Annotated in this window: 12 protein-coding genes and 1 pseudogene; 11 read left to right on the top strand and 2 right to left on the bottom strand. The window is 54.0% G+C overall.

Translation table 11 applies throughout. From position 1 onward, the window contains the following. Positions 1–159 precede the first annotated feature (159 nt). The 7 genes and pseudogenes from ssaA (at position 160) to foxA (ending at position 6,383) form a co-directional block, all read left to right on the top strand. Entirely contained in the window at positions 160–261 is a 102-nt protein-coding gene (gene ssaA / locus K8W53_RS17200) for a small effector SsaA (protein WP_000934834.1), read from the top strand. A 116-nt stretch (positions 262–377) separates the two neighbouring features. Then, entirely contained in the window at positions 378–1,781 is a 1,404-nt protein-coding gene (locus K8W53_RS17195; RefSeq protein ID WP_000393711.1) for a cytochrome ubiquinol oxidase subunit I, read from the top strand. Beyond that, positions 1,778–2,788 (top strand): cytochrome d ubiquinol oxidase subunit II, encoded by a 1,011-nt coding sequence (cydB, locus tag K8W53_RS17190; protein WP_023224703.1) that lies wholly within the window; start codon positions 1,778–1,780, stop codon positions 2,786–2,788. Before K8W53_RS17195 ends, cydB begins: the two co-directional genes overlap by 4 nt. Then, positions 2,788–2,859: pseudogene (locus K8W53_RS24015) on the top strand (DUF2474 family protein); the annotation flags it as partial. The gene cydB and the pseudogene K8W53_RS24015, both read left to right, overlap by 1 nt. Further along, the gene (locus tag K8W53_RS23880; RefSeq protein ID WP_229023495.1) at positions 2,838–3,029 is read left to right on the top strand and encodes a hypothetical protein; all 192 of its coding nucleotides are present in this window, start codon (positions 2,838–2,840) and stop codon (positions 3,027–3,029) included. The pseudogene K8W53_RS24015 and the gene K8W53_RS23880, both read left to right, overlap by 22 nt. Positions 3,030–3,124: 95 nt before the next feature. Then, a complete protein-coding gene (foxR, locus tag K8W53_RS17180; RefSeq protein WP_023205546.1) occupies positions 3,125–4,129 on the top strand; it encodes a ferrioxamine uptake transcriptional regulator FoxR in 1,005 nt (334 codons plus the stop codon). A 145-nt stretch (positions 4,130–4,274) separates the two neighbouring features. After that, complete coding sequence (foxA, locus tag K8W53_RS17175; protein ID WP_102603964.1) at positions 4,275–6,383, top strand: ferrioxamine B receptor FoxA; 2,109 nt, start codon at positions 4,275–4,277, stop codon at positions 6,381–6,383. Between the two features lie 38 nt (positions 6,384–6,421). Here foxA and K8W53_RS17170 read toward each other — a convergent pair whose 3' ends face one another. After that, on the bottom strand, positions 6,422–7,054 hold the full coding sequence (locus K8W53_RS17170; RefSeq protein ID WP_000433131.1) for a LysE family transporter: 633 nt from the start codon (positions 7,052–7,054) through the stop codon (positions 6,422–6,424). Positions 7,055–7,285: 231 nt separating this feature from the next. Here K8W53_RS17170 and yahO point away from each other — a divergent pair, with 231 nt between their 5' ends. Beyond that, positions 7,286–7,561: a DUF1471 family periplasmic protein YahO gene (gene yahO / locus K8W53_RS17165; RefSeq protein ID WP_000848026.1), complete on the top strand. Its 276-nt coding sequence runs from the start codon at positions 7,286–7,288 to the stop codon at positions 7,559–7,561. A 135-nt stretch (positions 7,562–7,696) separates the two neighbouring features. Here the strand turns inward: yahO and prpR are convergent, their stop codons facing one another. After that, positions 7,697–9,322, bottom strand: coding sequence for a propionate catabolism operon regulatory protein PrpR (gene prpR / locus K8W53_RS17160; RefSeq protein WP_023224701.1), 1,626 nt, complete (start codon positions 9,320–9,322; stop codon positions 7,697–7,699). Between the two features lie 265 nt (positions 9,323–9,587). Between prpR and prpB the strand changes: the two genes are divergently transcribed. From prpB to K8W53_RS17145, 3 genes are all read left to right on the top strand, one after another. Beyond that, on the top strand, positions 9,588–10,475 hold the full coding sequence (gene prpB / locus K8W53_RS17155) for a methylisocitrate lyase (RefSeq protein WP_000052221.1): 888 nt from the start codon (positions 9,588–9,590) through the stop codon (positions 10,473–10,475). Positions 10,476–10,597: 122 nt separating this feature from the next. After that, positions 10,598–11,767: a 2-methylcitrate synthase gene (gene prpC / locus K8W53_RS17150; RefSeq protein ID WP_001285878.1), complete on the top strand. Its 1,170-nt coding sequence runs from the start codon at positions 10,598–10,600 to the stop codon at positions 11,765–11,767. A gap of 39 nt (positions 11,768–11,806) precedes the next feature. Continuing rightward, positions 11,807–13,258 (top strand): bifunctional 2-methylcitrate dehydratase/aconitate hydratase, encoded by a 1,452-nt coding sequence (locus K8W53_RS17145; protein WP_000107068.1) that lies wholly within the window; start codon positions 11,807–11,809, stop codon positions 13,256–13,258. Positions 13,259–13,295: the final 37 nt, after the last annotated feature.

The following is a 13,295-nucleotide window of genomic DNA, read 5'->3' as shown; positions in this document are numbered from 1 at the left end:
ACTTGAAGGTTATCGTTTTACGTCTATTCTTAACTTTCAGCTAAGCGTATTTTGCTGAAATTGCAAATAGTCTTGAAGACGCTGTTTTTTTGTTTTGCCGTTATTTTTATAACGGCCAGGTAGATATTGCCAAGTGAATGTAACTAAGGGAGACATGTTATGCTAAATAGATACTACCGTTTCGCTGTCGAAAAAGACGACCCCTCCGAAGCGCCAGAGTCGGGCGATAAGCCTGACAGCCAGCCGCAAAAAAAATCGTAATTTATCTGGATATTCCCCGACGTTTTTACGTTTGGGGAAAATAACCGTTTCGTTTCAACCTGGTTGCGAACAGTGAATATTTTACACGAAGTGACTATATATAAACGGGAGGGAACATGGAGTTTGATGCCTTCTTTTTAGCGAGACTCCAGTTTGCCTTTACCGTCTCTTTTCATATTATTTTCCCCGCGATTACGATTGGCTTAGCTAGTTACCTGGTGGTACTGGAAGGTTTATGGCTAAAAACGCGTAATCCTGTCTGGCGCTCGCTCTATCAGTTCTGGCTCAAAATTTTTGCCGTCAACTTCGGGATGGGCGTGGTCTCCGGTCTGGTCATGGCTTACCAGTTCGGAACGAACTGGAGCGGTTTCTCCCAGTTCGCCGGCAGTATCACCGGGCCTTTATTAACCTATGAAGTGCTCACCGCATTCTTCCTGGAAGCGGGATTCTTAGGCGTGATGCTTTTTGGCTGGAACAAAGTCGGGCCGGGCCTGCATTTCTTGTCTACCTGTATGGTGGCGTTGGGCACGTTAATGTCGACGTTCTGGATTCTGGCGTCTAACAGCTGGATGCATACCCCGCAGGGATTTGAAATTCACAACGGTCAGGTGGTCCCGGTGGACTGGTTCGCGGTGATTTTCAACCCGTCGTTCCCGTATCGCCTGTTGCATATGTCCGTTGCGGCGTTTTTAAGTAGCGCGATGTTTGTCGGCGCGTCCGCTGCCTGGCATTTACTGAAAGGTAACGATACGCCGGCTATCCGCCGTATGTTCTCGATGGCGTTATGGATGGCGGTCGTGGTGGCGCCCGTTCAGGCATTGATTGGCGATATGCACGGCCTTAACACCCTGAAGCATCAGCCGGTCAAAATTGCCGCGATTGAGGGGCACTGGGAAAATACGCCCGGCGAGCCAACGCCGCTTACGCTGGTAGGCTGGCCGGATATGGAGGCGGAACGGACCCGCTATGCGCTTGAGATCCCGGCGTTGGGCAGTCTGATCCTGACGCATAGCCTGGACAAACAGGTGCCTGCGCTAAAAGATTATCCCAAAGAGGATCGCCCCAACTCTACCGTGGTGTTCTGGTCTTTCCGTCTGATGGTGGGCATGGGCGTACTGATGATCTTCCTGGGGCTGGCCAGCCTGTGGCTACGCTACCGACGCCGACTGTATCATTCGCGGCCCTTTATGCACTTTGCGCTGTGGATGGGGCCGTCCGGGCTTATCGCCATCCTTGCCGGATGGGTGACGACTGAAGTAGGACGTCAGCCGTGGGTGGTCTATGGCCTGCTGCGAACGCGTGATGCGGTTTCCGCGCACAGCACCTTGCAGATGAGCATCAGTTTGCTGGCCTTCTTTGTGGTCTATTCCCTGGTCTTTGGGGTTGGCTATATTTATATGATTCGCCTTATCCAGAAAGGGCCGCAGCCGGCGGAGACACCGACCGCTGAAACCGATGGCAGACCCGCGCGTCCTATCTCTGCCGTGGGAGAATCGCTTGAGCAGGAGAAACGCGAATGACCATCGATCTTCCGGTTATCTGGTTTGCTATTATCGTGTTCGCCACGCTGATGTATATCGTGATGGATGGTTTCGATCTGGGCGTCGGTATCCTGTTTCCGTTTATTCGTGATAAACACGATCGCGATGTTATGGTGAACTCAGTCGCGCCAGTATGGGACGGGAACGAAACCTGGCTGGTGCTGGGCGGGGCCGGGCTTTTTGGCGCGTTCCCGTTGGCCTATGCCGTCATCACCGACGCGCTGACTATCCCGCTGGTGGTTATGCTGCTTGGTCTTATCTTTCGCGGCGTCGCTTTTGAATTCCGTTTTAAAGCCACCGAGTCGCATCGCGCGTTCTGGGATAAATCCTTTATCGTCGGGTCAATCCTGGCGACCTTTGCCCAGGGGGTTGTGGTGGGCGCGGTGGTGAGCGGTTTTCAGGTGGAAGGGCGAACCTTTAGCGGTTCGCAGCTTGACTGGCTGACGCCGTTTAACCTGTTCTGCGGCGTCGGTCTGGTCGTCACCTACGCGCTGCTGGGCGCTACCTGGCTGATTATGAAAAGCGAAGATCCGCTGCATAGCCGGATGTGCGCGCTGTCGCGCCCGTTGTTGATCGTCTTGTTGCTGGTGATGGGAGGCGTCAGCGTGTGGACGCCGCTCACCCACGACGACATCGCCGAGCGCTGGTTCACGCTGCCCAATTTATACTACTTCCTGCCGGTGCCTGTGCTGGTGTTGGCTTTTAGCGTCTGGCTATGGCGCAGCGTGAAAAAAACAGAATCCCATGCGCGTCCATTTATTCTCACGCTAGGGCTGATTTTTCTGGGGTTCAGCGGGTTAGGCATCAGTATTTGGCCGAATATTATTCCACCGGATATTTCGCTGTATGCCGCCGCCGCGCCGCCGCAAAGTCAAAGCTTCATGCTGGTTGGGGCGCTGATAATCATCCCGATTATTCTGGCTTATACCTTCTGGAGCTACTACGTCTTCCGTGGAAAAGTGCGACATGGTGAGGGATATCACTGATGGTTAAAGTGAAAAAATGGTCGCGGCGAGTCGTATGGATGGTCGCGATATGGTGCGCCAGCGTGCTTCTGCTGGCGGGCGTCGGAATGTTGTTCAGACTGCTCATGACCTCCGCAGGATTTCGCTCCTGACTGATACCCCCGGACGCGCTTTCGTCGCTGGCGAAAGCGCGTTTTTATCGACAGATCGGCGTTTATCGATCACCTTTGCTCGTCTTATCTCTCCCCTCAATAGCGGTTGATAATTATTCTCATCTTTATTGTCGTTCCCGGGCCGCAGTGATATGGTTACACAGTGGCTAACGCTCTGGTATAACGCAGATAAACGGTATTGATAATGTCTCCGATCTCCTGTCACTCTTCCGCCGCCCCGGCGATGAAAAAGATCTTTTCCGTCAGCGACTTCATCGCGTTTGGCGAGCGTTATGGCATTGATTACCGCTTCCCTGCGTTACCGCAGTATACGCAGAGTAGTCCCGTACTTCATGGCGATATCGAAGAGATAGCGCTTCCTGGCGGGATTTGCATTACACGCTCGGATGTTCACGTGTTACAACCTTATGAAACCACCTCTCGCCATAGCAGTCCGCTGTATATGCTGGTGGTGCTGGAAGGTAACGTTGCGCTGGCTGTCAATGAGCAGACCTTTTTGTTGAGCGCGGGGATGGCGTTTTGCTCGCAACTGAGTGAGCAGCAGACGATACGCGCCCATCACGGCGCAGACAGTAAATTGCGCACCTTGTCGCTGGGAATGTACCCGGACGGCGGATGGCGGGAGCGTTTTCCTGTCTCGCTGGCAGACGAGTGGGAAAATAGCGCGGCCTCGGCGAGGGTCTGGCAGGTGCCGGAGTTTCTGCTTTCGGGGCTACGTTATGCGCAGCAGCCCGGACCTCATACGGCGTCACGCCAGTTAATGCTGGAAGGCATCATGCTGCAATTGCTGGGCTATGCGCTAAATCTATGTCAGCCCGCAACGCAAAAACGCGGGCTTCCCGTCACCGGTGAATACCAGCGGCTGGAGCTCATTCGGCGTTTACTGGAGCAGACGCCGGAAAAAGCCTACACGCTGAACGAACTGGCGCGTCGGGCGGCAATGAGTCCAAGTAGCCTGCGGTGCAAGTTTCGCCATGCCTATGGGTGTACCGTGTTTGATTATCTGCGCGATTGCCGCCTGGCGCGCGCGCGTCGTTATCTGATGGAGGGATACAGCGTGCAGCAGGCCGCCTGGATGTCAGGCTATCAACATGCCACAAACTTTGCGACGGCATTTCGTCGGCGTTATGGCTGCTCGCCCGGCGAGCTGCGTGACGCGTCTCTGACGGCGTCCCGACACTGTGCGTAACGCGCTCCGCCAGAGCGGTAATATCCGCCGCTAACCCGGTTTTCTGCCGCTTTGGGTGATTTTTTATCATTGCGCATAGGCAATCTGGCGTTACGCATAGTGGTCCGTTATCTCTAAAAGGTAATAATTCTTATTTACAATAAAGATGCCTTTGGAGATGTTCATGTTTGCGACAACGCGTATGGCGCTATTGATAGGCGGAGCTATCGGCGGCGCGACTTTTCCTCTTTTTGCCCAGGAAACCACAAAAAATGATACCGTCATTGTCTCCTCGCCCGTTCAGAGTGGCGCGACCAAGCTGGCGACGCCAGATATTGAAACGCCGCAGTCGGTATCCATTATTACCCGCCAGCAGTTTGAAGAGCAGGGCGCAACCAGCGTGCGTCAGGCGGTCAGCTACACCCCAGGCGTATACAGTAATCAGATAGGCGCCTCTAACCGCTTTGATTACATCGTATTGCGTGGTTTTTCGGACGGTAGTCTGGATAACGTCTATCTCGACGGGTTAAAAATGATGGGCGACACCAATTCGCACAGTTCGTTGGTGGTTGACCCCTGGTTTCTGGAAGATATCGAGGTGGTACGCGGCCCGGCGTCCGTTCTGTATGGACGTTCATCGCCAGGCGGCATTGTCGCGCTGACGTCGCGAAAACCGGCGTTTGATGCCGGGGGAGAGGTGAAGCTGTTTGCCGGCAATCACAACCAGCGCGGGGCGGCTTTTGATGTGACCGGCCCACTGGATGACAATGAACGTGTGGCGGCGCGTCTTAGCGGCATGACACGTTACGCCGATTCGCAGTTTACCCCCTTGAAAGAGGAACGTTATGCGCTGATGCCGAGCCTGACCTGGCGAATTACCGATCGGACGCGTCTTGATCTTATGGCCTATCTGCACCGTGATCCGGAAGGCGGTAGCCACTCCGGACTGCCTTATCAAGGCACGGTTGTACCTTATAACGGCGGAAAAATTTCTAACACTTTCTTTGAAGGTGAAGATGACTACGACAAATACGATCGCCGTGAAAATATGGTGGGTTATAACATTGAGCATCTGTTCGATAACGGCTGGTCGGTACGGCAAAAACTGCGCTATTTGCATACCAAAGTGACGTTGAATCAGGTCTATGCCGCAGGTTGGTTGAATGAAACGGCGCTGAATCGCGGCTATTCCGGCTCCGGGGAGAAAATGTCGGCTATCGCGCTGGATAATCAGCTCGACGGCAGCGTGGATACCGGGGCGATTAATCATCGTCTGCTGGTGGGGATCGATTATCAGGATCGCAGTAATCATACTACTGGCTATTATGGCGCGTTTCCGCCGATTGACGCTTTCAACCCCGTTTATGGCGCTCAGCCGGATTACATTACGTTGTATAGCCGTGAAAAACATAAGCTGCGGCAGACCGGATACTATTTACAGGATCAGATGTCATGGGATCGCTGGCGCTTTACGTTGGGCGGTCGTTACGATCGGGTCAGCGTGTCTAACATCGACAAACTTCATGATTCACGCAGCGATCTCGATAAAAACAACGTCAGTACCCGTGCCGCGTTGCTTTATCTGTTCGACAATGGCGTCGCCCCCTATCTTAGTTATTCTACCGCGTTTACGCCGACCAGCTTCGCCGACGAAAACGGCAATGTGCTGGAACCGATGAAAGGCAAGCAGTGGGAGGCGGGGGTAAAATACGAACCGCTGGGGGGGAATAGCCAGTTTAGCGCCGCCGTGTATCGTATTAACCAGACCAATATCGCGACCAAAGAAGAACCTACCGATCCGTACCGCTCGATTGGTGAAATTGAGTCTAAAGGGGTGGAACTGGAGGCCATTAGCCATTTGTCGGATAGCGTCCGTTTGCAGGCGGCGTATACCTATACTGATATCCGTTATAAGAAAAGTAGCCCGCAAGAGCAGGGTAAGCGCGCGGTTTATGCTCCACGGAACCAGGCCAGCGCCTGGCTAAGCTACGATGTGAAAAGCGGTCTGTTAGAGGGGCTGACTTTGGGCTCCGGCATCCGGTACGTCAACGGCGTGACCAGCGATCGCCTGAATACCCACACCTTGCCGTCCTATACACTGGTCGACATGGTGGTTGGGTATGATTTATCCAGCATTGGGTTAAATGGCTTGAGCGCCCAGCTCAACGTAAATAACCTGACGGACAAACGCTATGTCGCTGCCTGTAATTCGCTCTCTTATTGTTATTTTGGCGCCGAGCGTAGCATTGTAGGCAGCGTGTCATGGGCGTTTTGATAACGCTTATCGTCCGGTAGCAAAGGCTACCGGGCAAACTAGCGGTGCGTCACGCCTTCATAGAGAAGTCTGAGCGCAAACATCCCGATAATGGCGCCGATAACACGGCTGGCAATGCGCTGTATTCGCCCATAAGCGCGGCGGACTGCGGGGAGCGAAAAGGCCTGGCTGAGAAAAATACGCCAGATAACGGATGACAGCACAATTCCGGCCCAGGCCATTAACCTTGCCCATGTGGGCGTTTCTGCGCTAAGCGTTACGGAAAAAATACTGATAAAAAACAGTACGGTTTGCGGATTGGATAAATCGGTCATTAATCCCCGGCGAAAGAAAATTGTCCACGGGGCGGCAATCGGCGTCTGGAGCGTGCTCATTTGCGGCGTCGCCTGGTGGCGAATACTGTTCCAGGCGAACCATAATAAATAGGCGCCGCCGACAATTTTGATAAGAGAAAATACCGCTTCGCATTGCGTAATGAGCGTCGCCAGACCGAAAAGCCCCAGCCCGGAATAAAAGGCGTCTCCCGTGGCGACGCCCAGGCCGGTGATGACTCCCGCCCGGCGTCCTGATGCGAGGCTGGTTTGCACCACCACAAACAGATTCGCGCCGGGATTAAAAAAGGTTAACACAAACAGACTGACGGTAAGCACAACGGCATGAAACGGCTCCATAGACAACTCTTCCCATAGCCTCAAGAAATAACGTTCATCTTATTAATAGTCAAACCAGATGATTGCGAGTGAGATCACAAAGCAGGGGCGTTTTAATCCGCGTTGTTACGCCGACTGAGCGGGGGCTGACTGGATTTTTCCAGCAATCTACACTACTTATTTAATCAGTCCGAACGGCCTTTTTGTTCTGATAAAGCGATGATGGCGTAATAATAAAACGAGGGTTTTGCTATGAAAACTGGCTACAAGGTTATGCTTGGCGCATTAGCGTTTGTCGTGACAAACGTTTATGCCGCAGAAATCATGAAAAAAACGGACTTTGATAAAGTCGCCTCCGAATACACGAAAATTGGCACGATTTCCACCACCGGGGAAATGTCGCCGCTGGACGCCAGAGAAGATTTAATCAAAAAGGCGGATGAAAAAGGGGCGGATGTGGTGGTGCTGACGTCCGGGCAGACAGAAAATAAAATTCATGGTACGGCTGATATTTATAAAAAGAAATAAAAGCGTTGCATCATAAAAATACCCGCCTGGGTTTCCGGCGGGTATATTTATTCCTGGCAACCGGCATCCGTTTTGCCGGATGACGGCCTGCAGTAAACGTAGCGCCATCAGGCATTCAGGACGCTGTCATTTGTCTTAATTACCCGACTGGTCTTTGGCTCCTGCTTTTAAACGACGCCACAGAGTGGTGCGGCTAATCCCCAGATAACGCGCCGCGGCGCTCTTATCGCCCTTAAAGCGCGCCAGTACATCCTGTAACGTGTGCGCATCCACGGTTGAAGGCGTCAGCTCTGCTGTGTTCACCATAAGCTCAGGTAATAACTGCCGCATAAATTGCCTGTCCAGCGTTGGCGCGGGATCGACGCTTAAAAAAAGCGCCAGGCGCTCCATCATATTACGCAGTTCGCGAATATTACCGGGCCAGCGCCAGGCCAGCAAAAGCGGCTGACACTGTGTCAATCCATGACGTATCGATTCGGTAAACGGAATTTCCATTGCCGCCAGCGACTGTTTTAAAAAGCTTTCCGCCAGCGGCAAAATATCAGCCTGCCGCTCGCGCAAAGGAGGAAGCGTCAGACGCAGAATACTCAGGCGATAAAAGAGATCGGGGCGAAAACGTCCTTGCATTATTTCCCGATCCAGATCGCAATGCGTAGCGCTGATCACCCGGACATCCACCGGGATCGGCTGGTGTCCGCCGACGCGAGTGACGGCTTTTTCCTCCAGTACGCGCAAAAGTCGGGTTTGTAACGGCAAGGGCATTTCGCCGATTTCATCCAGAAACAGCGTGCCGCCGTGTGCGATTTCAAATAGCCCCGCCCGGCCTCCTCGTCGTGAACCGGTAAACGCACCCTCTTCATAACCAAACAGTTCCGCTTCCAGCAACGACTCGGTAATCGCGCCGCAATTGACGGCGACAAAGGGAGGGGATGGCTTATTCTGACGGTGAGGCTGGCGGTGAAAAAACGTCTGGTGAATCGCCTGCGCCGCCAGCTCTTTTCCGGTCCCTGTTTCCCCCTGAATCAGCACTGCAGCACGGGAGCGGGCATAGAGCGTAATCGTCTGGCGGAGCTGCTCCATTTGCGGCGACTGGCCGCGTATATCGCCCAGTTCATACCGGGTTTGTAATCCCTTGCCGGATGGGTAATCCACGCGCTGTCGCCGTGTCAGACGGGTCATATCCAGCACATCATGAAAAGCCTGACGAACGGTCGCCGCGGAATAAATAAAGATGGCGGTCATACCCGCTTCTTCCGCCAGATCGGTAATTAATCCCGCGCCGACGACGGCCTCAATACCGTTGGCCTTAAGTTCGTTAATTTGCCCGCGCGCGTCCTCTTCGGTGACATAGCTTCGCTGTTCAAGACGGAGGTGAAACGTTTTCTGAAAGGCAAGTAAAGCCGGAATGGTCTCCTGATAGGTCACGATACCGATAGACGAGGTGAGCTTTCCCGCTTTCGCCAGCGCCTGTAATACATCGAATCCGCTGGGCTTGATGAGGATCACCGGTATTGACAGGCGACTTTTTAAATAGGCCCCGTTCGAACCCGCCGCGATAATCGCGTCGCAGCGCTCGGTCGCCAGTTTTTTGCGAATGTAGGTCACCGCCTTTTCAAAGCCGAGTTGAATAGGCGTGATGGTCGCCAGATGATCGAATTCCAGGCTGATATCCCGAAACAGTTCGAACAGACGCGTTACGGAGACCGTCCAGATCACCGGTTTATCGCTATTATCGCGCGGAGCGCTGTGAGCAGTCGTCATCGCAGTAGGTTCATCTTTAAGGGGCGATTTTTTGTTTTAAACGTGTTTCATAAATGTTGCAATGAAACGGAGCGATTCGTTTCATGAAACGTTAGCTGACACGTTTTTCTTTTCCCTTAATCGCGCTTATTCATAACAGGAATAACTGTAATTACCTGTTTTTAAATCTCATTGTATTTAATTTTCTCGCAGCCTCTTTGCCTGGCATAGCCTTTGCTTTGGTGAATACATTCTGAGTAACAATTTACTAACATGAGGACGAGATATGTCTTTACATTCGCCGGGGCAGGCATTTCGCGCCGCGCTCGCTAAAGAGAATCCATTACAAATTGTCGGCGCTATTAATGCCAACCATGCTCTGTTGGCCCAACGGGCCGGGTATCAGGCTATCTATCTTTCTGGCGGCGGCGTAGCGGCGGGCTCGCTCGGACTGCCGGATCTGGGGATTTCTACGCTGGATGATGTGTTAACCGATATCCGGCGCATCACGGATGTTTGCCCGCTGCCGCTGTTGGTGGATGCGGATATTGGCTTTGGCTCCTCCGCCTTTAATGTCGCGCGGACGGTAAAGTCCATAGCCAAAGCGGGCGCCGCCGCGCTGCATATTGAAGACCAGGTTGGCGCTAAGCGCTGTGGACACCGTCCAAACAAAGCGATCGTCTCGAAAGAGGAGATGGTAGACAGAATTCGGGCGGCAGTGGATGCGCGCACCGATCCGAACTTTGTGATCATGGCGCGTACCGATGCGCTGGCGGTGGAAGGGCTGGAGGCGGCTCTCGATCGCGCGCAGGCTTACGTGGACGCGGGGGCTGACATGCTGTTCCCGGAGGCGATCACCGAACTGTCGATGTACCGCCAGTTCGCCGACGTGGCGCAGGTGCCGATCCTCGCCAACATCACTGAGTTTGGCGCGACGCCGCTATTTACGACCGACGAGTTGCGCAGCGCACACGTGGCGATGGCGCTCTATCCGTTGTCGGCGTTTCGCGCCATGAACCGCGCCGCAGAAAAAGTCTATACCGTGCTGCGCCAGGAAGGGACGCAAAAGAACGTGATCGACATCATGCAGACCCGCAACGAGCTGTACGAAAGCATCAATTACTACCAGTTCGAAGAGAAGCTGGACGCGCTGTACAGGAATAAAAAATCGTAGCCTGTAGGCCTGATAAGGCGAAGCCGCCATCAGCCAATGCCGGATGGCACTACGTTTAACCCGCCTACGGTACGGCCTACACGCCTCAATACCCTACACATTAAAAAAATGACGAGGACACTATGAGCGACACCACGATCCTGCAAAATAATAACCATGTCATTAAGCCTAAAAAATCGGTCGCGCTTTCCGGCGTACCTGCCGGAAATACCGCTCTGTGTACCGTGGGAAAAAGCGGTAACGATCTGCACTATCGCGGTTACGACATTCTCGATCTGGCGGAGCACTGCGAATTTGAAGAAGTCGCGCATTTACTGATCCACGGAAAATTACCGACCCGCGACGAGCTGAACGCGTATAAAAGCAAGTTAAAAGCGCTGCGCGGATTACCCGCCAATGTCCGTACCGTTCTGGAAGCGTTACCGGCGGCCTCGCACCCGATGGACGTGATGCGTACCGGCGTTTCTGCGCTGGGCTGCACCCTGCCGGAAAAAGAGGGACATACCGTCTCCGGCGCGCGCGATATTGCCGATAAGCTGTTGGCCTCGCTCAGCTCTATCCTTCTTTACTGGTATCACTACAGCCACAACGGCGAACGTATTCAGCCGGAAACCGACGATGATTCCATCGGCGGCCATTTCCTGCATCTGCTGCATGGTGAAAAGCCAACCCAAAGCTGGGAAAAGGCGATGCATATTTCGCTGGTGCTGTATGCCGAGCATGAGTTCAACGCCTCGACGTTTACCAGCCGGGTGATTGCCGGGACCGGCTCGGATGTTTACTCCGCGATTATCGGCGCGATTGGCGCGCTGCGCGGCCCGAAACACGGCGGGGCGAATGAGGTGTCGCTGGAAATTCAACAGCGTTATGAAACGCCGGACGAGGCAGAGGCGGATATCCGTAAACGCGTGGAAAACAAAGAGGTGGTGATTGGCTTTGGACATCCGGTTTACACCATCGCCGACCCGCGCCATCAGGTGATCAAACGGGTGGCGAAACAGCTTTCAGAAGAAGGCGGCTCGCTGAAGATGTACCACATCGCCGACCGTCTGGAAACGGTGATGTGGGAGACCAAAAAGATGTTCCCGAATCTCGACTGGTTTTCGGCGGTCTCCTACAACATGATGGGCGTCCCTACCGAAATGTTCACCCCGCTGTTTGTCATCGCCCGCGTTACCGGCTGGGCGGCGCACATTATTGAACAGCGTCAGGACAACAAAATTATTCGCCCCTCTGCCAACTATACCGGGCCGGAAGATCGTCCGTTTGTCTCGATAGACGATCGTTGCTAACTCACTCTTATTAAAAATAAAACGCAGGAAACGTACCCTATGTCTACCCAAGAACTGAACATCCGCCCAGACTTTGACCGTGAAATCGTTGATATCGTTGATTACGTTATGAATTACGACATCACCTCAAAGGTGGCGTACGACACCGCGCATTACTGCCTGCTCGACACGCTCGGCTGTGGTCTGGAAGCGCTGGAATACCCGGCCTGTAAAAAATTGCTTGGGCCAATCGTGCCAGGCACGGTGGTGCCCAACGGCGCACGCGTGCCGGGCACCCAGTTTCAGCTCGATCCGGTACAGGCAGCCTTTAACATTGGCGCGATGATCCGCTGGCTCGATTTTAACGATACCTGGCTTGCCGCCGAGTGGGGCCATCCTTCTGATAACCTCGGCGGTATTCTGGCGACGGCTGACTGGCTGTCACGCAACGCCGTCGCCGCCGGCAAAGCGCCGCTGACCATGAAACAGGTATTGAGCGGGATGATCAAAGCCCATGAAATTCAGGGCTGCATCGCGCTGGAAAACGCCTTCAACCGTGTCGGGCTTGACCATGTGCTGCTGGTGAAAGTGGCCTCGACTGCGGTGGTCGCTGAAATGCTGGGGCTGACGCGCGATGAGATCCTCAACGCGGTATCGTTGGCGTGGGTCGACGGCCAGTCGCTGCGTACCTATCGTCATGCGCCGAATACCGGTACGCGCAAATCCTGGGCGGCGGGAGATGCGACTTCGCGCGCGGTACGTCTGGCGCTGATGGCGAAAACCGGCGAGATGGGCTATCCCTCGGCGCTCACCGCCAAAACCTGGGGCTTCTACGACGTTTCATTCAAAGGTGAAACGTTCCGTTTCCAGCGTCCTTACGGCTCCTACGTGATGGAAAACGTGCTATTCAAAATTTCTTTCCCGGCCGAATTCCACTCGCAAACCGCCGTCGAAGCGGCGATGACGCTGTACGAGCAGATGCAGGCCGCGGGCAAAACGGCAGCGGATATCGAGAAAGTGACCATCCGTACCCACGAAGCCTGTCTTCGCATTATCGATAAAAAAGGCCCACTCAATAACCCGGCGGACCGCGATCACTGTATCCAGTATATGGTCGCCGTGCCGCTGCTGTTCGGACGGTTAACCGCGGCGGATTATGAAGACGAGGTGGCGCAGGACAAGCGTATTGACGCCCTGCGCGAGAAAATCGTGTGTTATGAGGACCCGGCGTTTACCGCCGACTATCACGACCCGGAAAAACGTGCTATCGGCAATGCGATCACCGTGGAGTTTACTGATGGCTCACGCTTTGGCGAGGTTGTCGTGGAGTATCCGATTGGTCATGCGCGTCGCCGCGCCGACGGTATTCCGAAGCTTATCGAAAAATTTAAAATTAACCTGGCGCGTCAGTTCCCGACTCGCCAGCAGCAACGCATTCTGGATGTCTCCCTGGACAGAGCCCGCCTGGAGCAGATGCCGGTTAACGAATACCTCGATTTATATGTCATCTGAACCAGCCAGCAGTAAGGCGTAAGTTCAACAGGAGAGC

Source organism: Salmonella sp. A29-2, from assembly GCF_020150755.1.
GTDB lineage: Bacteria > Pseudomonadota > Gammaproteobacteria > Enterobacterales > Enterobacteriaceae > Salmonella > Salmonella enterica.
The sequence above is the reverse complement of the archived record's forward strand: the minus strand, read 5'-3'. Positions and strand labels throughout refer to the sequence as shown.

Coding starts and splice junctions, on each gene's coding strand:
- K8W53_RS17170 (WP_000433131.1), bottom strand. CDS start 7,054: ATGGAGCCGTTTCATGCCGTTGTGCTTACCGTCAGTCTGTTTGTGTTA.
- K8W53_RS17145 (WP_000107068.1), top strand. CDS start 11,807: ATGTCTACCCAAGAACTGAACATCCGCCCAGACTTTGACCGTGAAATC.
- foxR (WP_023205546.1), top strand. CDS start 3,125: ATGTCTCCGATCTCCTGTCACTCTTCCGCCGCCCCGGCGATGAAAAAG.
- foxA (WP_102603964.1), top strand. CDS start 4,275: ATGCCTTTGGAGATGTTCATGTTTGCGACAACGCGTATGGCGCTATTG.
- prpR (WP_023224701.1), bottom strand. CDS start 9,322: ATGACGACTGCTCACAGCGCTCCGCGCGATAATAGCGATAAACCGGTG.
- ssaA (WP_000934834.1), top strand. CDS start 160: ATGCTAAATAGATACTACCGTTTCGCTGTCGAAAAAGACGACCCCTCC.
- prpC (WP_001285878.1), top strand. CDS start 10,598: ATGAGCGACACCACGATCCTGCAAAATAATAACCATGTCATTAAGCCT.
- K8W53_RS23880 (WP_229023495.1), top strand. CDS start 2,838: ATGGTGCGCCAGCGTGCTTCTGCTGGCGGGCGTCGGAATGTTGTTCAG.
- cydB (WP_023224703.1), top strand. CDS start 1,778: ATGACCATCGATCTTCCGGTTATCTGGTTTGCTATTATCGTGTTCGCC.
- K8W53_RS17195 (WP_000393711.1), top strand. CDS start 378: ATGGAGTTTGATGCCTTCTTTTTAGCGAGACTCCAGTTTGCCTTTACC.
- yahO (WP_000848026.1), top strand. CDS start 7,286: ATGAAAACTGGCTACAAGGTTATGCTTGGCGCATTAGCGTTTGTCGTG.
- prpB (WP_000052221.1), top strand. CDS start 9,588: ATGTCTTTACATTCGCCGGGGCAGGCATTTCGCGCCGCGCTCGCTAAA.